The organism is Xinfangfangia pollutisoli (genome assembly GCF_020179405.1).
In the GTDB taxonomy this organism is placed as follows: domain Bacteria; phylum Pseudomonadota; class Alphaproteobacteria; order Rhodobacterales; family Rhodobacteraceae; genus Pseudogemmobacter; species Pseudogemmobacter pollutisoli.
The window spans coordinates 1-21,350 of the sequence record NZ_JAICBZ010000004.1 but is presented as its reverse complement, the minus strand read 5'-3'; the positions used below and the strand labels follow the sequence as shown (position 1 = coordinate 21,350).

The 21,350-nt window shown below is 67.5% G+C and carries 29 protein-coding genes and 1 pseudogene; 9 read left to right on the top strand and 21 right to left on the bottom strand.

Annotation, left to right across the window (positions count from 1 at the left end; all coding sequences use genetic code 11):
• Positions 1–81: 81 nt before the first annotated feature.
• A complete protein-coding gene (gene ald, locus K1Y73_RS02860) occupies positions 82–1,200 on the bottom strand; it encodes an alanine dehydrogenase (protein ID WP_225026411.1) in 1,119 nt (372 codons plus the stop codon).
• A gap of 152 nt (positions 1,201–1,352) precedes the next feature.
• Here ald and K1Y73_RS02855 point away from each other — a divergent pair, with 152 nt between their 5' ends.
• Positions 1,353–1,817 (top strand): Lrp/AsnC family transcriptional regulator, encoded by a 465-nt coding sequence (locus K1Y73_RS02855; protein WP_225026410.1) that lies wholly within the window; start codon positions 1,353–1,355, stop codon positions 1,815–1,817.
• Positions 1,818–1,946: 129 nt separating this feature from the next.
• Here the strand turns inward: K1Y73_RS02855 and rpsU are convergent, their stop codons facing one another.
• Positions 1,947–2,153 (bottom strand): 30S ribosomal protein S21, encoded by a 207-nt coding sequence (gene rpsU, locus K1Y73_RS02850; protein ID WP_023666753.1) that lies wholly within the window; start codon positions 2,151–2,153, stop codon positions 1,947–1,949.
• Between the two features lie 110 nt (positions 2,154–2,263).
• Here rpsU and K1Y73_RS02845 point away from each other — a divergent pair, with 110 nt between their 5' ends.
• Together K1Y73_RS02845 and K1Y73_RS02840 are read left to right on the top strand one after the other, a co-directional pair.
• Positions 2,264–2,974: a COQ9 family protein gene (locus K1Y73_RS02845; RefSeq protein ID WP_225026409.1), complete on the top strand. Its 711-nt coding sequence runs from the start codon at positions 2,264–2,266 to the stop codon at positions 2,972–2,974.
• Between the two features lie 21 nt (positions 2,975–2,995).
• Positions 2,996–3,988, top strand: a complete 993-nt coding sequence (locus K1Y73_RS02840; RefSeq protein ID WP_225026408.1) for an NAD(P)H-quinone oxidoreductase — start codon at positions 2,996–2,998, stop codon at positions 3,986–3,988.
• Positions 3,989–4,003: 15 nt separating this feature from the next.
• Here the strand turns inward: K1Y73_RS02840 and K1Y73_RS02835 are convergent, their stop codons facing one another.
• On the bottom strand, positions 4,004–4,645 hold the full coding sequence (locus K1Y73_RS02835; protein ID WP_225026407.1) for a ribonuclease T2 family protein: 642 nt from the start codon (positions 4,643–4,645) through the stop codon (positions 4,004–4,006).
• A 124-nt stretch (positions 4,646–4,769) separates the two neighbouring features.
• Here K1Y73_RS02835 and K1Y73_RS02830 point away from each other — a divergent pair, with 124 nt between their 5' ends.
• From K1Y73_RS02830 to K1Y73_RS02810, 5 genes are all read left to right on the top strand, one after another.
• A complete protein-coding gene (locus tag K1Y73_RS02830) occupies positions 4,770–5,528 on the top strand; it encodes a DUF1013 domain-containing protein (RefSeq protein WP_225026406.1) in 759 nt (252 codons plus the stop codon).
• Positions 5,529–5,690: 162 nt separating this feature from the next.
• Positions 5,691–5,900, top strand: coding sequence for a hypothetical protein (locus tag K1Y73_RS02825; protein ID WP_225026405.1), 210 nt, complete (start codon positions 5,691–5,693; stop codon positions 5,898–5,900).
• A 143-nt stretch (positions 5,901–6,043) separates the two neighbouring features.
• Positions 6,044–6,298, top strand: coding sequence for a type II toxin-antitoxin system HicA family toxin (locus K1Y73_RS02820; RefSeq protein WP_225026404.1), 255 nt, complete (start codon positions 6,044–6,046; stop codon positions 6,296–6,298).
• Positions 6,295–6,627, top strand: a complete 333-nt coding sequence (locus K1Y73_RS02815) for a type II toxin-antitoxin system HicB family antitoxin (RefSeq protein ID WP_225026403.1) — start codon at positions 6,295–6,297, stop codon at positions 6,625–6,627. Before K1Y73_RS02820 ends, K1Y73_RS02815 begins: the two co-directional genes overlap by 4 nt.
• 189 nt (positions 6,628–6,816) lie before the next feature.
• On the top strand, positions 6,817–6,990 hold the full coding sequence (locus K1Y73_RS02810; protein WP_263626499.1) for a DUF2513 domain-containing protein: 174 nt from the start codon (positions 6,817–6,819) through the stop codon (positions 6,988–6,990).
• 47 nt (positions 6,991–7,037) lie between these two features.
• On the opposite strand, the gene K1Y73_RS02805 is transcribed toward K1Y73_RS02810, so the two are convergent.
• The 5 genes from K1Y73_RS02805 to K1Y73_RS02785 form a co-directional block, all read right to left on the bottom strand.
• Positions 7,038–8,462 (bottom strand): gamma-aminobutyraldehyde dehydrogenase, encoded by a 1,425-nt coding sequence (locus K1Y73_RS02805; RefSeq protein WP_404819054.1) that lies wholly within the window; start codon positions 8,460–8,462, stop codon positions 7,038–7,040.
• 29 nt (positions 8,463–8,491) lie between these two features.
• Positions 8,492–9,301, bottom strand: a complete 810-nt coding sequence (locus tag K1Y73_RS02800) for an ABC transporter permease (RefSeq protein WP_225026400.1) — start codon at positions 9,299–9,301, stop codon at positions 8,492–8,494.
• Positions 9,291–10,226, bottom strand: coding sequence for an ABC transporter permease (locus K1Y73_RS02795; RefSeq protein ID WP_225026399.1), 936 nt, complete (start codon positions 10,224–10,226; stop codon positions 9,291–9,293). The genes K1Y73_RS02800 and K1Y73_RS02795 overlap by 11 nt, the downstream gene beginning before the upstream one ends.
• Positions 10,227–10,299: 73 nt before the next feature.
• Positions 10,300–11,289, bottom strand: a complete 990-nt coding sequence (locus K1Y73_RS02790) for an ABC transporter ATP-binding protein (protein ID WP_225026398.1) — start codon at positions 11,287–11,289, stop codon at positions 10,300–10,302.
• 103 nt (positions 11,290–11,392) lie between these two features.
• Complete coding sequence (locus K1Y73_RS02785) at positions 11,393–12,559, bottom strand: ABC transporter substrate-binding protein (RefSeq protein ID WP_225026397.1); 1,167 nt, start codon at positions 12,557–12,559, stop codon at positions 11,393–11,395.
• 223 nt (positions 12,560–12,782) lie between these two features.
• Between K1Y73_RS02785 and K1Y73_RS02780 the strand changes: the two genes are divergently transcribed.
• Entirely contained in the window at positions 12,783–13,232 is a 450-nt protein-coding gene (locus K1Y73_RS02780; RefSeq protein ID WP_225026396.1) for a CAP domain-containing protein, read from the top strand.
• A gap of 12 nt (positions 13,233–13,244) precedes the next feature.
• Here the strand turns inward: K1Y73_RS02780 and K1Y73_RS02775 are convergent, their stop codons facing one another.
• From K1Y73_RS02775 to K1Y73_RS02715, 13 genes and pseudogenes are all read right to left on the bottom strand, one after another.
• Positions 13,245–14,147, bottom strand: a complete 903-nt coding sequence (locus K1Y73_RS02775; RefSeq protein WP_225026395.1) for a LysR substrate-binding domain-containing protein — start codon at positions 14,145–14,147, stop codon at positions 13,245–13,247.
• Positions 14,148–14,151: 4 nt separating this feature from the next.
• Positions 14,152–14,598, bottom strand: coding sequence for a GAF domain-containing protein (locus tag K1Y73_RS02770; protein ID WP_225026394.1), 447 nt, complete (start codon positions 14,596–14,598; stop codon positions 14,152–14,154).
• Positions 14,599–14,602: 4 nt separating this feature from the next.
• Positions 14,603–15,127, bottom strand: coding sequence for an HPP family protein (locus tag K1Y73_RS02765; RefSeq protein ID WP_225026393.1), 525 nt, complete (start codon positions 15,125–15,127; stop codon positions 14,603–14,605).
• Entirely contained in the window at positions 15,124–15,459 is a 336-nt protein-coding gene (locus K1Y73_RS02760) for a hypothetical protein (RefSeq protein ID WP_225026392.1), read from the bottom strand. The genes K1Y73_RS02765 and K1Y73_RS02760 overlap by 4 nt, the downstream gene beginning before the upstream one ends.
• A gap of 75 nt (positions 15,460–15,534) precedes the next feature.
• Positions 15,535–16,125 carry a GNAT family N-acetyltransferase gene (locus tag K1Y73_RS02755; protein ID WP_225026391.1) on the bottom strand — a complete coding sequence of 197 codons (591 nt, stop codon included), beginning with the start codon at positions 16,123–16,125 and terminating at the stop codon, positions 15,535–15,537.
• Positions 16,113–17,021 carry a molybdopterin guanine dinucleotide synthesis gene (locus tag K1Y73_RS02750; protein ID WP_225026390.1) on the bottom strand — a complete coding sequence of 303 codons (909 nt, stop codon included), beginning with the start codon at positions 17,019–17,021 and terminating at the stop codon, positions 16,113–16,115. Before K1Y73_RS02750 ends, K1Y73_RS02755 begins: the two co-directional genes overlap by 13 nt.
• Positions 17,011–17,511, bottom strand: a complete 501-nt coding sequence (gene mobB, locus K1Y73_RS02745; protein ID WP_225026389.1) for a molybdopterin-guanine dinucleotide biosynthesis protein B — start codon at positions 17,509–17,511, stop codon at positions 17,011–17,013. The genes K1Y73_RS02750 and mobB overlap by 11 nt, the downstream gene beginning before the upstream one ends.
• On the bottom strand, positions 17,508–18,107 hold the full coding sequence (mobA, locus tag K1Y73_RS02740) for a molybdenum cofactor guanylyltransferase MobA (protein ID WP_225026388.1): 600 nt from the start codon (positions 18,105–18,107) through the stop codon (positions 17,508–17,510). Before mobA ends, mobB begins: the two co-directional genes overlap by 4 nt.
• A gap of 50 nt (positions 18,108–18,157) precedes the next feature.
• Positions 18,158–18,781: a hypothetical protein gene (locus K1Y73_RS02735; RefSeq protein WP_225026387.1), complete on the bottom strand. Its 624-nt coding sequence runs from the start codon at positions 18,779–18,781 to the stop codon at positions 18,158–18,160.
• 45 nt (positions 18,782–18,826) lie between these two features.
• Complete coding sequence (locus K1Y73_RS02730; protein ID WP_225026386.1) at positions 18,827–18,976, bottom strand: aa3-type cytochrome c oxidase subunit IV; 150 nt, start codon at positions 18,974–18,976, stop codon at positions 18,827–18,829.
• Positions 18,977–19,089: 113 nt separating this feature from the next.
• Positions 19,090–19,554, bottom strand: a complete 465-nt coding sequence (locus tag K1Y73_RS02725) for a DUF6173 family protein (protein WP_225026385.1) — start codon at positions 19,552–19,554, stop codon at positions 19,090–19,092.
• A gap of 2 nt (positions 19,555–19,556) precedes the next feature.
• The gene (locus K1Y73_RS02720) at positions 19,557–20,588 is read right to left on the bottom strand and encodes an MBL fold metallo-hydrolase (RefSeq protein WP_225026384.1); all 1,032 of its coding nucleotides are present in this window, start codon (positions 20,586–20,588) and stop codon (positions 19,557–19,559) included.
• Positions 20,589–20,735: 147 nt separating this feature from the next.
• Positions 20,736–21,350 (bottom strand): annotated as a pseudogene (locus tag K1Y73_RS02715) (hypothetical protein); the annotation flags it as partial.

The window sequence follows — 21,350 nt, the reverse complement described above, 5'->3', positions numbered from 1 at the left end:
CTTTTGCTTGGCTGCCCGTGATACGCCGGGAACCGGGCCGCTCCGTTGCCGGCGCGACCCGCTGCGACGCCCTGTCGCGGGCTACAGCGCCAGCGCCTCGGCCGGATCGGTCACCGGCAGGCCCAGCGCCGTGCCGACCGCGGCATAGGTCAGCCGGCCGGCATGCACGTTCAGCCCGGCCAGCAGATGGCGATCCTCGGCGCAGGCGCGCTTCCAGCCCTTGTCGGCCAGCGCCAGCAGGAAGGGCAGCGTCGCATTGCCCAAAGCCTGGGTCGAGGTGCGCGCCACCGCGCCGGGCATGTTCGCCACACAGTAATGCAGAATGCCATCGACCGTATAGATCGGGTCCTGATGGGTGGTCGGGCGAGAGGTTTCGAAGCAGCCGCCCTGGTCGATGGCCACATCCACCAATGCCGCCCCGGGCTTCAGCTGCGCCAATTGCGCCCGGCTGATCAGCTTCGGCGCCGCGGCGCCGGGGATCAGCACCGCACCGATGATCAGATCGGCCTCACGCGCCAGCGCAAGCGTGGTCGCGGCGCTGGCAAAGGCGTTGCGGAACTGGCCTGCGAACACATCGTCCAGATATTTCAGCCGGGCGATCGAGCGGTCGATCACCGTGACATCGGCACCCATGCCAGCCGCGACCCGCGCCGCATGCGTGCCCACGACGCCGCCGCCGATCACCAGCACCTTGGCCGGCAGAACCCCCGGCACGCCGCCCAGCAGAACCCCGCGCCCGCCATTGGCCTTCTGCAGCGTCCAGGCCCCGACCTGCGGCGCCAGCCGCCCCGCGACCTCGGACATCGGCGCCAGCAGCGGCAGGCCGCCGCGATCGTCGGTCACCGTTTCATAGGCGATGCAGGTCGCGCCCGAGGCCAGAAGGTCGCGGGTCTGGTCGGGATCGGGGGCAAGATGCAGATAGGTGAACAGCACCTGCCCCGGCCGCAGCATCCGCCGTTCCGCCGGCTGCGGCTCTTTCACCTTCACCACCATCTCGGCCGCGGCAAAGATTTCGGCCGCGCTTGCCGCGATCTGCGCGCCCGCCGCCTGGTAATCGGCATCGCTGAACCCCGCGCCCAGGCCGGCGCCGGTTTCGACCAGAACCGCGTGACCATGACCCACCGCCTCGCGCACGGCGTCGGGGGTCATGCCCACGCGGAACTCCTGCGGTTTGATTTCTTTCGGACATCCGATCTTCATCGTCTCTCTCCCTGTGGCGGGCCGCAGCCGCAGCGGCCCCAGGCCCGCAGCGTGACGCGAAATCGCCGGCGATGCTTTGAAATCTCGCTGGCGCGCGGGCCTGCCCTTCGAATAATCTTCGAAGAAATCGCTCAGGCGTGAAGGAGTCTTCCGTGAACTCCGATCTGGACGCAACCGACCGCCGGATTCTTGCTGCATTGCAGCAGGATGGCCGCATCACCAATGCCGATCTGGCCGAAAGGGTGAACCTGTCACCCTCGGCCTGTCACCGCAGGGTGCAGCGGCTGGAAGAAGACGGGTTCATCGCCGGCTATGTGGCGCTGCTGGATCCGCGGCGGCTGGGCCTGCCCAGCACGGTCTTTGTCGAAATCACGCTGGATTCGCAGGCCGAAGAGCTGCTGGATGCCTTCGAACGCGCGGTGGCGAAAGTGCCGCAGATCCTGGAATGCCATCTGACGGCGGGCACGGCCGATTACCTGCTGAAGATCGCGGTCGGCGATACCGAGGATTTCGCCCGGCTGCATCGCAGCGCGCTGGCGCGGCTGCCCGGCGTCGCCAAGATGCAGTCCAGCTTCGCGCTGAAAACCGTGGTCAAGACCACCGCCCTGCCGCTTTAGCGGAGATCGAAAAGCCGCTTTAGCGGAAATGGAAAACCCCCGGCCTTGCGGGACGGGGGCTGACCTTGACGGGCCTTGCGGCCCCAGTGTTCGGACGTGACGCCATGAAAAGCGCCGTTCCGCCAGAAATCAGAGCGCGCCTTCGCGCTGAGCCTTCTTGCGTGCGAGTTTACGCGCACGGCGGACCGCTTCGGCTTGTTCGCGCGCCTTCTTGACCGAAGGCTTTTCGAAATGCTGCTTGAGCTTCATTTCGCGGAACACGCCTTCGCGCTGGAGCTTTTTCTTCAGGGCCCGAAGGGCCTGTTCGACGTTATTGTCGCGGACGCTGACCTGCATGTGGTTGTCACCACCTTCCTAAGCTAGAGTTGCACGACATGTGCAGGCGGGGCAGCCCATAGCAGCCGGGCGCCCGCTTGTCCACCTGTGGCGCCGAAACGGAGGCCGAAATGCAAGATGACGACGTGAAATCCCGGATTCTGGCGGCCGCCCTGCCGCATGTACCCTTTGAAGGCTGGTCCGAAGCCACGTTTCTGGCCGCGATTGCCGATTCGGGCGCCGACCCGGCTTTGGCGCGGGCGCTGTTTCCGCGCGGCGGGGTGGATCTGGCCATGGCCTATCACCGCGCCGGCGACCGGGCGATGGAAGCGGCGCTGGCGGGCGAAGACCTGTCCGGCTTGCGCTTTCGCGACAGGATCGCGCGGGCGGTGCGGCTGCGGCTGGATCTGGCCGATCGCGAGCTGGTGCGCCGCGGCGCCACGCTGTTCGCCCTGCCCCAGCATGCGGCCGAAGGCGCGGCGGCGGTCTGGGCCAGTGCCGATGCGATCTGGCGCGCGCTGGGCGACAGCTCGGACGATCTGAACTGGTACACCAAACGCGCCAGCCTGGCGGCGGTCTATGGCTCGACCGTGTTGTACTGGCTGGGCGATGACAGCCCCGACCACCAGGCGACCTGGGATTTCCTGGATCGCCGGATCGAGGGGGTGATGGCCTTTGAAAAGGCGAAGGCCGCTTTTCTGGGCAATCCGCTGGGAAAGGCCCTGCTTGCGGGGCCGCTAAAGATCATGGAAAGGATTCGGGCGCCAAAACAGCCCGACGACCTTCCCGGCCGCCAAGCCCCGCGCGACCCTGTTCGCGATACGGGCCCGCGCGCGTTCTGAGATCAGGAAAGAGACACCGCGATGACGCTTTCGCATTCGATGCTGGCGATGGAAATCAGCGCCCCCGGCGGGCCCGACGTGCTGAAGCCGGTCTCGGTGCCGGTGCCGGTGCCGGGCCATGGCCAGATCGTGATCCGCATCGCCTGGGCCGGCGTGAACCGCCCCGATGCGCTGCAACGCGCCGGCGCCTATGCCCCGCCGCCCGATGCCTCGCCCATTCCGGGGCTGGAATGTTCGGGCACGGTGGTCGAATGCGGGCCGGGCGTCACGCGCTGGGCGATCGGCGACAAGGTCTGCGCCTTGCTGCCGGGCGGCGGCTATTCGGAATATGCCACCTGTCCCGAGGCGCATGCCCTGCCGATCCCGCAGGGCGTGCCCCTGCGCGAAGCCGCCTGCCTGCCCGAGACCTGCTTCACCGTCTGGTCGAACATGGTAATGCGCGGCAAACTGAAGGCGGGGCAGACCTTTCTGGTCCATGGCGGAACCTCGGGCATCGGCACAACCGCGATCCAGATCGCCAAAGCCCTGGGCGCGCGGGTCTTTGCCACCGCCGGCACCGATGAGAAATGCCAGGTCTGCACCGATCTGGGCGCCGATCTGGCGCTGAACTACCGCAGTCAGGACTGGTCGAAGATCATCCGCGGCCAGGGCGGGGCCGATGTGATCCTCGACATGGTGGGCGGGCCCTATATCGAGAAGAACATCAAGGCCCTGGCCGATGATGGCCGGCTGGTGCAGATCGCCTTCCTGCAGGGCGCCCGGGCCGAGGTCAGCTTTGCCGAAGTGATGATGCGGCGGCTGACGATCACCGGATCGACGCTGCGGCCGCAATCCGAGAATGAAAAGGCCCGGATCGCCGCGGCGGTGGAGACCCATGTCTGGCCGATGATCGAACGCGGGGCGTTCAAGGTGGTGATGGACAGCGAATATCCGCTGGCCGAGGCGCCTTCGGCCCATTGGCGGATCGAGACGCCGGGCCATGTCGGCAAGATCGTGCTGAAGGTCGAGGATTAAGCCCGCAGGCCGCCCTTACCGCACCGCATCCAGCACCGCGTCCTTCAGCCGGCAATCGCGGATCGCATCGGCGCCGCAGCGCCGCGGCTGCAGGTCCTTGGTCAGGCAGATGCGCACCTCCTCGATCCGGCCGGCCTTGCAGGTCACAGTGATCTGGTCGCGGGCAAGCCCTGGATTCGCCTCAAGAAACGCGCCCTCGATCACCTCGGCCGGGACTTTCAGCGTCTTGGTCATCCTGGCGAAGACCGGCGGCAGGGTGATGCTGCGATAGGCCGCCCGCGCCTTGGCGTAATAGGCCGGTGCGGTCAGGCCCGAACAGCGGCCATGCTTTTTCCACTGATAGAAGGCCAGCCCCGCCCCGCCCATGATATCGGCCATGGCGGCGGTTTCGGCGCGGGTCGGATCGCGCTCAGGCGTGCGGCAATAGCTGGGCCAGCCCTGGTCGTGCTGCGGCCAAAGCCCGTGCAGCACGAAGGTCAGCCCGCGGCCCGGGTCGCATTGCGGATCGTCGCGCCCATCGCCTTCCAGCGCGCACCAGCCCGCAGACCAGCTGAGCGACATCACGTAATAGTCGAAATCGCCCGCCCTTTCGCCCTCGGCCCGCAGCGGGCCCGACAGCAGGACAAGGGTCAGAAGCGCCACCAGGGCTCGCGTCATTTTCACTTCCCCTGGGCTGTGAAACCGTCTATATGGGCGCCCAATTCCCCGACATCAGGAGAACCGCGGGCCAGGTCCGCAGCCGTTTTCCCGGCACGGGAGAGATTTGTAAAGGAGCCGGATGATGAACAAGCCGATCATGGCGCGCGCCACTGCCGTTTGGCTCGTGGACAATACGACGCTGACCTTCAAGCAGATCGCCGATTTCTGCGGCATGCATGAGCTGGAAGTGCAGGGCATTGCCGATGGCGACGTGGGCGGCGGGGTCAAGGGCTTTGATCCGATCGCCAACAACCAGCTGGATCCGGGCGAGATCGAGCGCGGCCAGGCCGATCCGCTGTACCGGCTGAAGCTGAAATACAACGCCGCCGCCGTGGGCGAAGACAAGCGCCGCGGGCCGCGCTACACGCCCTTGTCCAAGCGCCAGGACCGGCCGAATGCCATCCTGTGGCTGGTGAAGTTCCATCCCGAACTGTCCGACGGCGCGATCGGCAAGCTGGTTGGCACCACCAAGCCGACGATCCAGTCGATCCGCGAGCGCACGCATTGGAACATCCAAAGCATGACGCCCATCGACCCGGTCGCCCTGGGCCTGTGCCGGCAGTCGGAACTGGATGCCGCCGTGCAGGCCGCGGCGCGCAAGAAGGCGGCCGAGGGTTCGGTCATGTCGGATGACGAGCGGCGCAAGCTGGTGTCGACCGAAACCTCGCTGGGCATGTCGGCGGACGAGCCGAAGATGCCCGATGCGCTGACCGGGCTGGAAGTGTTCGGCGCCGACGAGAAAGAGGCCTCGCCGGCCGATTTCTCGGATGCCGACAGCTTCTTCAACCTGCCCGCCGGCGGTGCCGATGACGAGGATGAAGACGACGATCACCGCCGCTGAGGCCCTGATCTTTCGGATCTGGCAAAGACCCCGGCCCCGCGGCCGGGGTCTTTTGCATTCCCGCCCGGATGACAGGCTTTGTCATTGGACCCGCCCATCGGGCCGGGCCATAGTCATCCCATCAAGATTGATCGCAACATACTGAATTCCTTGGAGATGACGATGACTGCCCCCCGTTCCGCCAACACCGGCAATTGGTCTGCCCCGGCGGATTTTCCCGGCCGCCTTGCCGCCGGCGCCTTCGGTCTGGCCCGCCAGACCGGGCGCTGCGGGGTCGGGACGGGGGCGGCGCTTTTCGTGATCGCGGCTGCGCATGCGACTTTGGTCCCGCTGTTCCTGGGCGAAAGCCTGATCCGCCGCGTCACCGGCTGACATATCCCCCCCCTGTCGGTCAGCCGAAACCACCCCCGGTCCGCCCTCCCCGGACCGGGGGTTTTCATTTCTCGAAACGGCGCGTCGAGGGCTTCGCCCCACCTTGCGCTTGCAAAAACTGCAAGCTTTGCTATCTTGCAAGCATGAACAGCAAGCATCGCCGCACGCTAGAGGCTGTTTTCACCGATCCGGTCTCGGGCACTCTTGTCTGGGCCGATATCGAAAGCTTGCTGATCTGGTCGGGGGCGGAACTGGTGGAAGGCCGCGGATCGCGGGTGCGCTTCCTGTGTGGGGCCGAGGTCGAGACGTTTCACCGGCCGCATCCGGCGAAAGAGGCGAAGCGCTATCAGGTGCGGGCAGCGCGAGATTTTCTGGAGCGCATCGGGGTGAAACCATGAGCAATGCGATGAGCTACAAGGGCTATTCAGCCCGAATCGAATACGATGACGAAGACGGCATCTTCACCGGAAAGCTTGCCGGCATCCGCGATGGGGTAGGATTTCATGCCGACACGGTAGAAGGCCTGCGCGAGGCATTTCGCGAAGCGGTGGATGATTATCTCGAAACCTGTGCAAAGATCGGGAAAGAGCCGCAAAAGGCCTATTCCGGCCAGATGATGTTCCGCGTGGACCCGGAAGTGCATCGCAAGGCGGCACTGGCCGCGGAACTGGCGGGCAAAAGCCTGAATGCCTGGGCGGAAGAGGTGCTGGAGAAGGCGGCGGGGTGAATAGTCATGAAACGAGATGACGATCTTATTCGCACTCTGCTTTTCGAGTTCGAAAAGCAAGACGATTGGCTGATCCTTGTGCCAGGCACGACACATAGCTCATCAGAGGAGGAGCGTAGACGCAGGTACCATATGCTTCTGTTGGCGGACGAAGGCATGTAGACGGAAGTCGGCCGCGGGACCATGCGCATGACAGCGAAAGGGCACGACTTTCTCGACGCAATCCGCAATGATACCGTTTGGAATAAGGCAAAGAGCGGCGCCGCCGCGGTCGGAGGCATGACACTTGGAATGCTCAAAGACCTGGCCGTTGCATATTTGAAGCAGGAGACCGCCGCCAAGCTTGGCATTTCACTAGGTTAAACCTGACCACCCAGTTAAGAAGCGCGACATGCACATTCGCGGGCCCATCACCCGTGCTTCACCATCACATGCCGCACCACGGAATAATCCTCCAGCGCGTAGCTGGACATGTCCTTGCCATAGCCCGACTGTTTCAGCCCGCCATGCGGCATTTCGTTGACCAGCATGAAATGGGTGTTGATCCAGGTGCAGCCGTAGCGCAGCCGCGCCGCGGTTGCCATCGCGCGGCCCACGTCACGCGTCCAGACGCTGGACGCCAGCCCATAATCGCTGTCATTCGCCCAGACCACCGCCTGATCCACGTCGGAAAACGGCGTCACGGAAACGACCGGCCCGAAAACCTCGCGCCGCACGATCTCGTCTTCCTGGCGGGCGCCGGCCACCACAGTGGGGCGGTAATAGAAGCCCTGCTCCATCGCCTCGCCGCCCGTCGTCACCTCGACATGGTTCAACTCGCGGGCGCGGTTCACGAAACTGGCCACGCGGTCGCGCTGGCGCTGGGAAATCAGCGGGCCGATCTCGTTCAGCGTATCGTCTGCCTCGCCCAGCGGGATGGCGCCCGCCGCGGCGGTCAGATCGGCGACCAGCCGGTCATAGACCTTGCGCCCGGCATAGACCCGGCAGGCGGCGGTGCAATCCTGCCCGGCATTGTAGAAGGAAAACGCCCGCAGCCCCTCGACCACCGCGGGGATGTCGGCATCGTCAAAGACCAGGACCGGCGCCTTGCCGCCCAGTTCCAGATGCGTCCGCTTCACCGTCTTGGCGGCCGCATCCAGCATCTTGCGGCCGGTCGCCACATCGCCGGTCAGGCTGATCATGTCGATGCCCGGATGGTGGATCAGGTAATTGCCCACGGTCTGGCCCCGCCCCGTCAGCACCGAGACCACGCCTTCCGGCAATTCCTCGGCCAGGATGCGCGCCAGTTTCAAGGCGCTGAGCGGCGTCTGTTCCGAAGGTTTGAACACCACCGTATTGCCGGCCCCCAGGGCCGGGGCCAGCTTCCAGGCCATCATCATCAACGGGTAATTCCAGGGCGCGATGCTGGCCACCACGCCCACCGCATCGCGGCGGATCATGCTGGTATGGCCCGCCAGATATTCGCCTGCCACCTGGCCCTGCTGGGTGCGCACGGCGCCCGCGAAGAAGCGGAAGCAATCGACCACGGCAGGCAGTTCATCATTCAGCGCGGCATTGATCGGCTTGCCGCAGTTCAGCGCCTCCAGCGCGGCAAAGCCCTGCGCCTCGGCCTCGATCCGGTCGGCGATGCGCAACAGCGCGGCCGAGCGTTCGGCGGGCGTGGTGCGCGACCAGGTCTCGAAGGCCACGCGCGCGGCGGCGACGGCACGGTCGATCTGCCCGGTCGAGGCTTCGGCCACATCCAGGATCAGCCCGCCCGTGCGCGGGTTCAGGATCGGCTCTGCCGCTTCCTGCCCCGGCTCGAAGGCGGAACCGATCAGCAGGGCGGTGTCGATGGTGGCAAGCGTGTCCATGAATGTCTCCCTCATTTCCCCATGCCAGCGGTCTCGGACCCGCCGCGGGTCAGGTAATAGGCGGCCAGGATCGGCAGGAAGGTCGCGGCGAAGACGACGATCGCCACCACATTGGTGACCGGGCGCTGGCGCGGGCGGACCAGTTCGTTCAGCATCCAGATCGGCAGGGTCGATTGCTGGCCGGCGGTGAAGGTGGTGACGATGACCTCGTCGAAGGACAGCGCGAAGGCCAGCATGCCGCCCGCCAGCAGGGCCGAGCCCAGATTGGGCAGCAGCACATGGCGGAAGGTCTGGAAACTGTTGGCGCCCAGATCGGCGCTCGCCTCAAGAATCCCGCCCGACAGGCGGCGGAACCGCGCCACGGCATTGTTGTAGACGATGACGATGCAGAAGGTGGCGTGGCCCAGAACGATGGTCCAGGTCGAGAAGGGGATGTCCATCACCCCAAAGGCCGAACGCAGCGACATGCCGGTGATCACGCCCGGAAGCGCGATGGGCAGAAGGACCAGCAAGGTGATCTGGTCGCGGCCGAAGAACCGGGCCCGGCTCATGGCCGCGGCGCAGAACGTGCCCAGGATCAACGCCATCACGGTGGAAATCGCCGCGACCTTCAGCGACAGGTAAAGCGGCGGCCAGATGTCGGGCCGGTCGAACCAGGCCACCGCAAACCATTTCGTGGTCAGCCCTGGCGGCGGGAACTGATAGCTGCGCTCCTCGGTGGTGAAGGCGTAGAGGAAGATCAAGAGGATAGGCAGATGCAGGAACAGCAAGCCGCCAAAGGCCGCCAGTTTCAGCGCCAGCGGGGATCGGTCAGAGCGCATCGAAAGCCCCCGCGCGTTTGGCAAGCCACAGATAGACCAGCATGATCCCGATCGGCACCACGGCGAAGGCAGCGGCCAAGGGGATGTTCCCCGCCGTGCCCTGCAGCTGATAAACCGCCATGCCGATGAAATTCGCCGAATTGCCAATGATCTGCGGGATGATGTAGTCGCCCAGCGTCAGCGAGAAGGTGAAGATCGATCCCGCGACCACCCCCGGCAGCGCCAGGGGCAGGATCACCGAGCGGAAGGTCTGGCGCGAGGTGGCGCCCAGATCGGCCGAGGCTTCCAGCATCGATTGCGGCACGCGTTCGAGGGCCGCCTGCATCGGCAGGATCATGTAGGGCAGCCAGATATAGACGAAGACCAGAAACGTGCCGATGGGCGAGGTCGACAGGCTGGATCCCTGCAGACCCGGGATCGACAGCAGCCCGTCGATGACGAAGCCGGTATGCGTGCGCTCGGCGGCCCAGCCGAGGATGCCTTCCTTGGCAAGGATCAGCTTCCAGGCATAGACCTTGACCAGGTAACTGGACCACAAGGGCAGCATGACGCCCAGATAGAAGGCGGCCTTCCAGGGCCCCTTGGCATAGCGGGCGGCGAAATAGGCGATCGGGAAGGCCAGCGCCGCGCAGGCCAGCGTCACCGCCGCCGCCATGGTGACGGTGCGCAGGATGATGTCCAGGTTCTGCGCCCGGAACAGCTCGGCATAGGTTTTCAGAGTGAATTCCGGCACGACGATGCCGGAAAACTCGTCGATGGAATAGAAGCTTTGCAGCAAAAGCGCGGCCAGCGATCCCATATAGACCACGCCCAGCCACAGCAGCGGCGGCGCGATCAGCAGCAGCAGAAGCAGCCAGGGCCGGCGCCAGAACAGGCCGGTCAGCCGGTCGCCCGGGCCGCGGGCGGGAAGGACCGCGCCGCTCATGCCGCTTCCCCCAGAGCCAAGGACGCAGGGGGCAGAGCCCCCCTCTGCCGGTTGGGCCAGGTGCAGGGTCGGATCATCGGGCGCCCTCCATCACATGCAGGGCCGACGGGTCGAAGGCCAGCGCCACGATCTCGCCCTCGGCGGGCAGGGGCTGGCCGGCCGGGATCAGGGCGGCGACTTCGGTCTCGCCCAGCCTTACCGCCACGCGGGTGCCGACGCCCAGATAGCGCAGCGCCGTCACCGGGCCGGTGACCGGCCCCGCGGCCGCCAGGCGCACCGCCTCGGGGCGCAGCGAGGCCCAGGCCTCGGGCCCGCCCAGCGCCCGGGTCAGCGCCGGGGGCAGGACGTTGGAAGACCCGACGAAATCGGCGACGAAGCGGGTGGCGGGGCGGTCGTAGATGTCTTGCGGCGTGCCGATCTGGGCGATTTTCCCCTCGTTGAAGACCGCCAGGTGGTCGGCCATCGACAGCGCCTCATGCTGGTCATGGGTGACGAAGACGAAGGTCAGGCCCAGCCGGTGCTGCAGGGCCTTCAACTCATCCTGCATCGCCTCGCGCAGTTTCAGATCCAGCGCGCCCAGGGGTTCGTCCAAGAGAAGCACCCGCGGCCGGTTCACCAGCGCGCGCGCCAGCGCCACCCGCTGCCGTTGCCCGCCCGACAATTGCGCGGGTTTCCGGTCGCCGTAGCCGTCCAGCTTGACCAGCGCCAGCATCTCTTCGGCCTGGGCATGGCGCGGCCCGCGCCCCACGCCCTTGACCATCAGCCCGTAGGCCACATTGTCGCGCACGTTCAGATGCGGGAACAGCGCGTAATCCTGAAACACCGTATTCACGTTGCGCAGATGCGGCGGCACGCGCGACACATCCTCGCCGAAGATGCGGATCGCCCCGGCGCTGGGCTGTTCAAAGCCCGAGATCAGCCGCAGGCAGGTGGTCTTGCCCGAACCCGAGGGGCCGAGCATCGCGAAGAAAGACCCTTCCGCGATGGTCAGATCCACCCCGTCCACGGCCCTGACCGGGCCGAAATGGCGTGAGACGCTGCGGAATTCGACGGCTGAGGTCATGCTGAGGTCCAGGCAACAGGAAGGGGCCCCGGCGGAAGCGCCGGGCTTTGGATCCGCCCCGGGGCCGCAGACGGGCCCCGGGGTCAGGGGGGGCGACCGCCGCTCAGCGGCCGCCGATCACGCCGATATAGTCGCTGACCCAGCGGTAATAAGGCACGCAGGCGCCTTCGCCCTGGCTGCAATTCGCAACCGGCGTGGTCCAGAACCGGACCTTGTCGAAATCGTCCATGCCGTTCGCATGGCAGCTTTCAGCCGTCGACATGCCCGAGCCGTCGGTGCAGGCGGTCGGCACCGAGGGGTTGGCGCCGAACCAGACCGCCAGGTCGGATTGCAGGTTCGAGGACAGCGAATGTTCCATCCACAGATAGGCGCAGGTCGGATGTTCGGCATCGACATGCATCATCGTGGTGTCGGCCCAGCCCGTCACCCCCTCTTCCGGGATGGTCGAGGCGACCGGCTGACCCTCGGATTTCAGCAGCCCGACCTGGAACGGCCAGGAGCCCGAGGCGACCACGCCCTCATTCTTGAAATCATCCATCTGGATGAAGGCGTCATGCCAGTAGCGCGCCACCAGTTCGCGCTGCGCCCGCAAGAGATCCAGCGCCGCGGCATATTGGTCTTCGTTCAGCTCATAGGGGTTGGTGATGCCCAGTTCGGGCTTGTGCGCCATCAGATATTGCGCGGCATCGGCAATGTGGATCGGCCCGTCATAGGCCTGCACCCGGCCCTGGTTCGACTTGCCATCGGGCAGGTCCATCTTCTCGAACACCACCTTCCACGAGGTCGGCGGTTCCTTGAACACTTCGGTATTGTACATCAGCACGTTCGGCCCCCACATGTAGGGTACGCCGTAATGCACGCCACCAACCGTATGCCAGCCGGCATCCTTCAGCCGGTCATCCACCTTCGACCACGAGGGGATCAGATCGGTGTTGATCGGCTGCACCCGCTTGCCGGCCACCAGCCGCAGCGAGGCATCGCCCGAGGCGGTGACCAGGTCGAAGCCGCCTTCGTTCATCAGCGCCACCATCTCGTCCGAGGTGTTCGCCGTCTTGACGTTGACCTTGCAGCCGGTCGCGGTTTCGAACTTGGTCACCCAGTCGAAGGCCTTGTCGGTTTCGCCGCGCTCGATATAGCCGGGCCAGGCGACGATGTTCACCGCGCCTTCGCCGGTGCCAAGTTCGCTCACCTGGGCCAGAACGGGGGTAAGGCCGGTCAGCGCAGAAAGCGCGGTGCCGGCCATCAGCTTCATGGTCTTCGAGATCGTCATCTGGGGCTCCCTGCTGGATAACCCGCCGCAACGGGCGGGGCGCCGGTGATCCGGTCATGCCGCAAGCCTCTTCCGCGCCGCCGCGTTTCGCAATAACAAAACCCGGAAGCCTGCATTCGGAAAAACCGATGGCAGGAACCATCTGCCCCAACCGGGCGTTCCGTCCCCGGGCGAGCGCGCTATGGTGCGGCAAGACCCAAGGCTTGGTGAGGGAGTTGAAACGATGCGAATCCGATTGGCGCTGGCCGCCGCTGTGCTGGGAGTGACACTGGGCGGGGCTGCCCTGGCCTGTTCGAAGCCGAAGGATGCGGCCGCGATCGAGGCCAGCCTGGCCGATTGGATCAATGGCGAACGCGCCAAGAAGGGCCTGCCCCGGCTGTCGGTGAATGCCGATCTGGGCGCGGCGGCGGCAAAGCATGCCTGCAAGATGGCGGCGGATGCGAAACTGTCGCATGCGGGCTTCCCGTCGCGCCTAAGGGGCGCGGGCTTCGGATCGGGCGTCGAGAATGTCGCCCGGTCGACCGAAAGCTCGGCCTCGGCCCCGGTGCGGATCTGGAAGGGGTCGTCCAAGCATTGGGAGAATATCCTGAACAGCGGTGCGCGCAGCATGGGGCTGGGCACGGCCACGGCCGGCGGGCGGACCTATTACGTGTTCATGGCCGGATCCCGCTAAGGCCTTGGCCTTCTAGCGTTCGGCAATGGCCCCCTGGGCCGAGCGAATGAAATCATGCGCCGGGCGCGACAGCGGCGCGCCCCGGCGCCAGGCCAGTCCGACCTGCACCGAGGGCAGGTCGCCCGAGACATCGCGGATCTCGATCCGGTCGCCTTCCAGGGACCAGGGCCGGTAGACCAGGCTGGGCAGGATCGCCAGGCCCGCGCCCGTGGCGACCAGGCTGCGCACCGCCTCGACGCTGCGGGTGCGGAAGGCGATCTGCGGCTTCACCGGCAGGGCGGCGGTAAGCCGGCGGGTCGATTCCTCGATCTCGTCCACCATCAGCTGGATCAGCGGCTGGCCCGCCATGTCCTCCAGCGCGATCGATTCCTGATCGGCCAGGGGATGGCCCAGCGGCAGCCACAGCCGATAGGGCGAAACGACCAGCGTTTCCACATTCAGCGCCATGCGATCCTTGACCGACGAGGTCAGCAGCACCGCAACATCCAGCTCTCCGCCGATCAGCAGATGCTGCAGGTAATCGCCATTGTCCTCGGTCACGTTCAGCTCGACCCGCGGAAAGGCGCGGCGGTAGCGCGACAGGATATCCGACAGCACATAGCCCGCGACCAGCGAGGTGACCCCCAGCGCCAGCCGGCCGGGCGGCTGTTCGGTCTCGTCGCGAAAGGCTGACCGGGCGGCGGCCACATCGGCCAGAATGGTGCGGGCATGGCGCAGGAAGGCGCTGCCCTTCTGGGTGATCAGCAGTCCCCGGGCCTGGCGGTCAAACAGCAAGACACCCAGATCGTCTTCCAGCGCGCGGATCGCCTCGGTGATCGAGGATTGGCTGATCGACAGGGCGCGGGCGGCGCCGGTTACCGATCCGGCCTCGGCTGCGGCCACGAAGAATTGCAGCTGCCGCAGCGTGAAGGCCATGGGCCTAGGTCAGGTCCGACAGCGCGGCCAGAATGGCCGGGCGGTGGGCTTCGGTCAGCGCCGCATAGCGCGCCAGCTTTTCGGCGCTAAAATGGCCCGGCCCCGCCAGCAGGTTGACCGTCGCCGTCACCGGCGCCTGTGCGCTGGCCGCCAGCGGGATATTCACCGCCGAGCCAAGGCCCATGCTTTCGATCAGCGCATGGTCGAAGAAATGGTCGCGAAAGCCCTCGGGCGTGTTGGCGACAAAGGTGTTGCGGCCCTCGACACAGTCGATGAACCAGGCGTCCCGCTCCATCGGCTTGGTGCCCTGCACCGGATATTCCACCGGATGCGAGGTATAGGCGCGGCGCGAGACGCCGGCGGCCGGATCGAGGATCGAGAGGGTGAACAGGATCGTGCCCTCGGCCGCGCAGGCGGCGTGCAGATCGGAAAAGGCCTTGGGGTCGGTCATCGGATCAGCCCTTGCCGGGATAGCGGTTGTTCATAAGCCAGTGCCAGAAGATCGCCAGCGCGACCAGCATCGCAGCGCCCGCCCCGGCCTGCAGGAAGGGAAACAGGAAATCGGCCTTCCGGCCTTCCGCCCCCATCAGCCCCACGCACAGCGCCATGGCCCCGCCCGGCGCATGCAGCGACCGGGTCACCGCCATCAGCAGCGTCGCCAGCATCACCGTCAGCGGCAGACCCCATAGCGGCAGGGGCGAGGGGGCAAGGTGGATCACGATCTCGGCCGACAGGGCCGACAGGAACAGGCCCAGCACCACCGGCCAGGGCTGCGCCTGCGGGCTTTCCGGCAGCGCCACCAGGACCAGCGCCGTCCCGCCAAAGGGCGCCAGCAGGGCCAGCGTCGCGGCCTTGCCGGCGGTCAGCGACAGGCCAAGCGCGGTCACCACCAGCAAGACCCCCGCGCCCAGCGCCGCCAGCACCACTTCGCGCAGGCTCATCTGCGGATGGACCGGGCCGAAACCGCGCAGAAATTTCATCCGTCCTGCCTTTGCACCGCGATCACCACCAGGCTCTCGGCCTCGGGGCCCGGCGGTGCGGCGCCATTTTCCCAGACATAGATCCGCAGATGATCGGGCTGCGCGGGCGCATCGGCCAGGCCGACCAGCCGCCATTCCAGGCAGAAGCCTTCCTCAACCAGGCCTTCCAGATAGAAGACGATCTCTTCCGGTTCCAGGATCTCGGCCGGCGCGTCGGGCCAGCCGCCGCTTTCCCAGAACACGGCCGCCTCAAGCCCGCGCAGCCGCGCCAGACGCGCGGAAAGCGGGGCGAGAAAGCCTTCGACGCCAGAGTTTTTCTGCTTGCCTGTCATCGGTCTGTCCTGTCTGGCGCCACAGTCGCGCCCGGGGTCGGCGGCGTCAAGCCATGGCCCTCCGTGACGTGCGGGTCAATCTTCGTCAAGCCCGCGAACCATCGTCGTTGCGGCGCGGAAGCCGAACAGCAGCGCCAAGGGCCCCAGCCGGTCGGTGCGCAGCGGCACGAATCCCAGCCGCGCATACAGCGCCCGGGCGCGGATATTGCTGTCGATCACCTCCAGCCGGATCGCCTTGTAGCCACGCTGCCGCGCCTCGGCACACAGCGCCTCGATCAGCGCGGTGCCGACGCCCAGGCCGCGGGCGCGGCGGGTCACCGCGATGCCGTCGATCAGGAAGCGTTCATTGTCGACCTCGTGGCTCAGCGTCCACAGGGCCAGGCTGCGCCACAGCGCGCCGAAACCGCCATAGGCCGCGCGCATCTGGGGGAACCCACCCGCCGCAAAGCCGCCCTGGGGCGATTTGTACCCCGCGATGCCGATCAGCTGCCCGTCGTCATCCAGCACCGAAAAACAGTGATCCGCGCGCAGGATGCGGCCAAGGAAGGCCAGCGCCCGCGGCTCGGGGCCCAGAACCGTGCCCAGCTTGCCACCGAACGCCTCCCAGTACAGCCGCGCCGCCTGGTCGCGCTGCGCTTCGGGAAAGCCGCGGATCAGGCTGGGCATGGTCCGGCCTCCACCGCGACGGCGGGCTCGGCCAGGGCCGAGGCCAGCAGCGCCGCCTGACCGCAGCCCAGGATCCAACCCTCTTCCGGGGCCGGATCCGGGGCCTGCCACAGAGCCGCCAGCCGCCCCTCCTGCCCCAGCCGCCACAGCGCCCGCGACAGAAGCCGCACCTGCGCCTGATCGGCCGGGATCTCTTCGGCCAGCGCCAGCCGCGCCACCGGCCCGGCCAGAAGCGAGGGGTAGACCTCGGCCACGACCACCGGCGCCTCCTCGACCGGATCGAAGGGCCAGACCGCCACGCCCGGGCGCTGCGACAGCCGGTGCAGCATCGGCTGGCCCAGCAGGGATTGCGAGCCGACGGCGCCCGGGTTGAACAGCATGAAGGGCGATTTCGCCGGCGGCGCCAGCGCCTCGGTCACCCGGGTCGCGGCCAGGCCCAGCGCCGCAAGGTCGATGCCCTCGCGCCGCGGCGGCAGGCCGGGCCAGGATTGCTTGGACGGATGGCTCCAGAACGGGCCGGGCCCGCCCGGGATCAGCGCGTTGATCTGCGCGGCCACGGCGAAGCGGTTGTTGCGGTTGTCGGGGCCATCCTCGATCGCCGCGGCCAGCCAGCGCCAGACGGCGGGCGCGCGGGCCTCGCCCGTCAGCGCCGCGGCGAAACCGCGGGGATAGCCGAAGGCGAAATCCAACCCCAACAGCAGCCGCTGCCCCGCCGCCCGCGCCGCATCGATCAGCGCGCCCAGCTGCGCCTCGCCCTCGGCGCGGGTGCGGTGATGCCATTCGGCGCCGCCTTCGGCGTCATGGCAGCCGATCCAGATCGCATTGGCGCGATGGCGGGCCGAGGTGGGCAGGTTGGCCGCCGACCAATCGGCCACGATGACGCGGTCAAAGCGCAAGCCCCGCCTCCCGCAGGATGAAATCGGCAATCGCGGCGGTATCGTTCAGGTCCAGCACCGGCACGGCAACCGGCTGCGGCAGGGCGGCATCGGTGGCAATGGCCCGCACCAGCGGATCGACGGGCTGGATCAGCGGATGGCCGGTCTCGGCCCGCCAGACCTCGATCTTCGGGTGGGCGTCGCGCTTGTAGCCCTCGACCAGCACCAGATCGACCGGCGCCAGCCGGGCCAGAACCTGCGCCAGATCCGGCTCGGGCCCGCGATGTTCGCGCATCAGCGCGAAGCGATGGGCCGAGGCCAGCACGACTTCCGACGCCCCGGCCTGGCGGTGGCGGTAGGTATCCTTGCCGGGCTGGTCCAGATCGACATCGTGATGCACATGCTTGACGGTCGACACGGTCAGGCCGCGCCCGGTGATCTCGGCCACCAGCCGCTCCATCAGCCCGGTCTTGCCGGCGTTCTTCCAGCCGATGACGCCATAGACCCTCATCCGCGGCCCTCGCCTGCGGGCGCCGCAAGCCGGGCCTCGGCTGCGGCCAGGTCTTCGGGCGTGTTCAGATTGTCGAAAGCGGCCGGATCGGGAAATTCAACCGCCTGCGCGCCCTGGGCAAAGGCGAAATCGGTGACCCGCGGTTTGGCGCCGGAGGCAAGGAAGGCCGCCAGCGGCGCGGCCAGCCCCACCGGCCACAGCGCCACCGCTGGATGCAGCCGCCCGCCGGCCTGCGCCAATGCGGGGACGGCAGGGCCGGGCGCGGCCAGACGCGCGACCAGATCGGCGGGCAGGAAGGGCGTATCGACCGGGGCCGAGACCAGCGCCTGCGCCCCCTGCCCCGCGGCCCAGAGCAGCCCGGCCAGAATGCCCGACAGCGGCCCCATCGGCGCCGCATCGGCCAGAACCGGCAGGCCCAGATCCGCGAAACGCGCCGGATCGCCATTGGCCGAGATCGCCAGCGCCTGCACCTGCGGGCCTAAGGCTGCCGCCAGATGCGCCGCCAGCGGCCGGCCCGCCAGCCGGATCAGCGCCTTGTCGGCGCCCCCCATGCGGCGGCCCTCTCCTCCGGCCAGGATCACAGCAGCGATATGCAACGGGCCCTCCCTCTGGCCAGACTGAGCCCGGCCCGGGGCCGCGGCAAGGCCTAGTTCACCGGCTTGCCGTCATCATCGACCATCTTCACGCCGTGATGGCCGATATCGGTCTGTTGGGTGATGACGCGCGAGGTAACGCCCGGCAGCGTGTCGAAGGACCGGCCCAGCGCCTTGGGGAACATCGATGCCGACAGGCCCTCGAACCCCGGCACCCCGCGCAGGATCGACGAGATCGAGCTGGCGCAATAGGCCTTGGGCACGGCGCCGTAATCCTTGGCCCGCTGCATCACCAGCGCCGCCACTTCGGGCGAGACGATCTTGGTGCTTTCGATGACGTGGAACTTCTCGTCGGCGCTGTCGCGGGTGTGATAGTCCAGATAGAAGGCCAGCATCCGGTCGGTCAGCCCGTAATGCACATCGTTCCGGATCGGCATCGAGGGGTGGTAGAAGGTGCCCGCCGGGTCGAACAGCACCCGTTCCGCGCCATTGATGATCAGCCCCGAATGCGCACCCGAGCCGTTGCGGTCATTGATCACCGTGATCAGCGTGATCGAGGCCGGCGGCCCCGCCACGTAATGCGCGGCGGCCACCTTGTCATCAGGCGCCCAGGTCCGGTCGGCGCCGCAGGCGGCAAGCGTCAGAAGGCAGGCCAGCGCGGCCAGAAGGCGCAGCATCACGGGGGCTCCTTGCAGGGGCGGGGCCGGGATCAGCCGGCCGGATCAGGAATTGGCCAGCGCCATGAACACCAGGATCACGATCACGACGGCAACCGTCCAGATCGACATGCGCACGAAGCCCGCGAAGGTCTTTTCCTGTTCGCGGATGTCCATCGAGCCCGGCTTGTATTCGGTGGTCGCGTGGTCGGCCATTGCGCAATCCCTGTTATCGCGTGGTTTGGCAGAGCCTTACCCGATTCATCCCGGCCTGTCACGGGGGCAAGCGCCGCAAGGCCCCCCCTCGCATGGCCCGCCCTCGCATGCCGTCAGACGCTGGCCGAGCCGTCGCCGGATTCGCCGCCATCCCAGCCGCCCTGCTGCAGGGCAAAGCCGATGCGGCGCGGCGGTTCCTCGGGCAGGGTCTTCGGCACGGCGCGCAGGATCACCGACAGCTGGCTGACATGCTGGATCAGCTGGGTCTTCAGCCCGTCCTCGTCGCGGCCGTAGAAGGCCAGCAGATCGGGGTCGAACCAGCCGATCCCCTCGATGCGCAGAACCCCCGCCTCGCTGCCGGCAAAGCCCATGGCGATTTCCTGCGCGGAATCCAGCTGGGTTTCGAAGTTGCGGATATACAGCACCAGCCGGTCATGCGCCCATTCGGCCGGGCTTTTCTGGGCCGCCTGCGCCTTGGCGCTGCGGGATTTGGCCGCCGTTTTGGCAGGCGTCTTCGCAGCCGGCGTCTTCGTCTTTGACTTGGCCGGCGCGGCGGGGGAAGCGGGGGCTTTCGCCATGATCAGATCCTTTCCCAAAGCCAGGCGCCCGAAGGGGCAGCAGCACGGCGGACAAGCCCGCGATGCCACAGATGGTTCAGATGCGCGATGGATTCGGCCAGGGCAAGCCCCTCTTCGGCGGGGCCGATCGGGCGCTTGAACAGCAGCGGGAAACAGTCGACCGCGGTCTTGGGGCGGACAAGCGCCTCGAGCAGGCGGGCCAGCGCGTTTTCGTGATTCTCGATCATCTGGCGCAGCCGGAAGGGCAGGCCGGTGAAGGGCAGCTTGTGGCCGGGCAGCACCAGCTGGTCGGCGCTTGCGTGAACGGCCAGCGCCCGGCACGAGGCCAGCCATTCGGCCAGCGGATCGGCCTCGGGCTCGGTCGGGTAGACGCCGATATTGGCCGAGATCCCGGGCAGAAGCTGGTCGCCACCAAGTACGATCGGCTCCGGCCCCTCGGACCAGAGGGTGGCATGATGCGGCGCATGGCCATGGCCGATGCGGATCTGCCAGTCGCGCCCCGCCAGGGTCAGGCGCTGCCCCTCGGCCAGGCGGGTGAAGCCCGGCGGCATCGGATGGACCATGTCGGCGAAGTTGAACGGCCGCTCGGCCGCCCGCCGCGCCAGCGCCTCGGCCGACAGGCCGCCGCGGCGCCAGAACGCCATCGCCTGGGGCGTGGGCGTGGGTTGCACGTCCAGCACCAGCATGCGGGCGAACAGCCAGGCGGTCTGGGTCATCATCAGCTCGGCGCCGCGGGCCTGGAACCAGCCGGCCAGGCCGACATGGTCGGGATGGTGATGGCTGACGATCACCCGCACCACCGGACGGCCGGCCAGCGGCCCGGCCAGAAGCCGCTCCCAGATCGCCCGGCTGCGGCGGCTGTCAAAGCCGGTATCCAGAAGCACCCAGCCCTCGGGCGTGTCCAGCGCATAGACGTTCACATGGTCCAGCGCCATCGGCAGCGGCAGGCGCATCCACATCAGGCCAGGCGCAACCTCGCGCGCCTCGCCTTCGGGCGGCGGTTCGGGGAAAGGGTGGTGGATGGGGGCTTGCATGCCCCAGTCCTGGGCGAGAGCCGCGGTGAGGACAAGCCCAGAAACGGCCGGAAGGCGGGGCGGGCGGCAGAGAGGCCGGGGGCGCTGCCCCCGGACCCCCGGGATATTTGGACAGAGAGGAAGGCAGGCCGAGACGGATGCCGCGCCCTAGTCGAAGACGCCGGCGACGCGGCCGATCAGCATGAAGGACCGCGCGGTGCGGGTATCGGCCAGATCAATGATCTCGGCATCGCTGGCGGTCTTTTCGAAGGCCTGGAAGACCTTGTCGAAAGTCCGCAGGAAGTGATGCGCGGCGTCGCGGAAGATCGTGTCTTCGCGCATGCGGCTGGCGGTCAGCGCCAGCGAGGCGCGGTCGCGGATCCCGCCCACCGCGGCGATCGGCCGGCCGCGTTCGCCGGCGGCAAAGCGGCGCCACAGGTCGGGCCGCGCCAGTTCGGGCTGCAGGTCGTCCATATAGATCCCCTCCTGGCTGAGAAGGGTCAGCACATCCTGGGCGGCGCGGATCAACCTGGCGACCTCGCGGTCTTCCAGCGCCAGGCGCAGGGCGCGGAAGCCTTCCTTGTCCTCGGGCGTTTCGGGGAATTGCAGCGCGCGGATGAAGGCATCGACCGGCAGCGGCGGGCGTTCGGCATCGGCGGGCGTGCCCAGGGCCAGGGCGGGCTGCTCGGCCTCGGGATCGGGGCGCGGCGCGGCGAGCGTTGCCCGGCGATCGGCCGAAGGCTGGGTAAGCCCGGCATCGCGGCGCGAGGTGAAGGTCGCCGG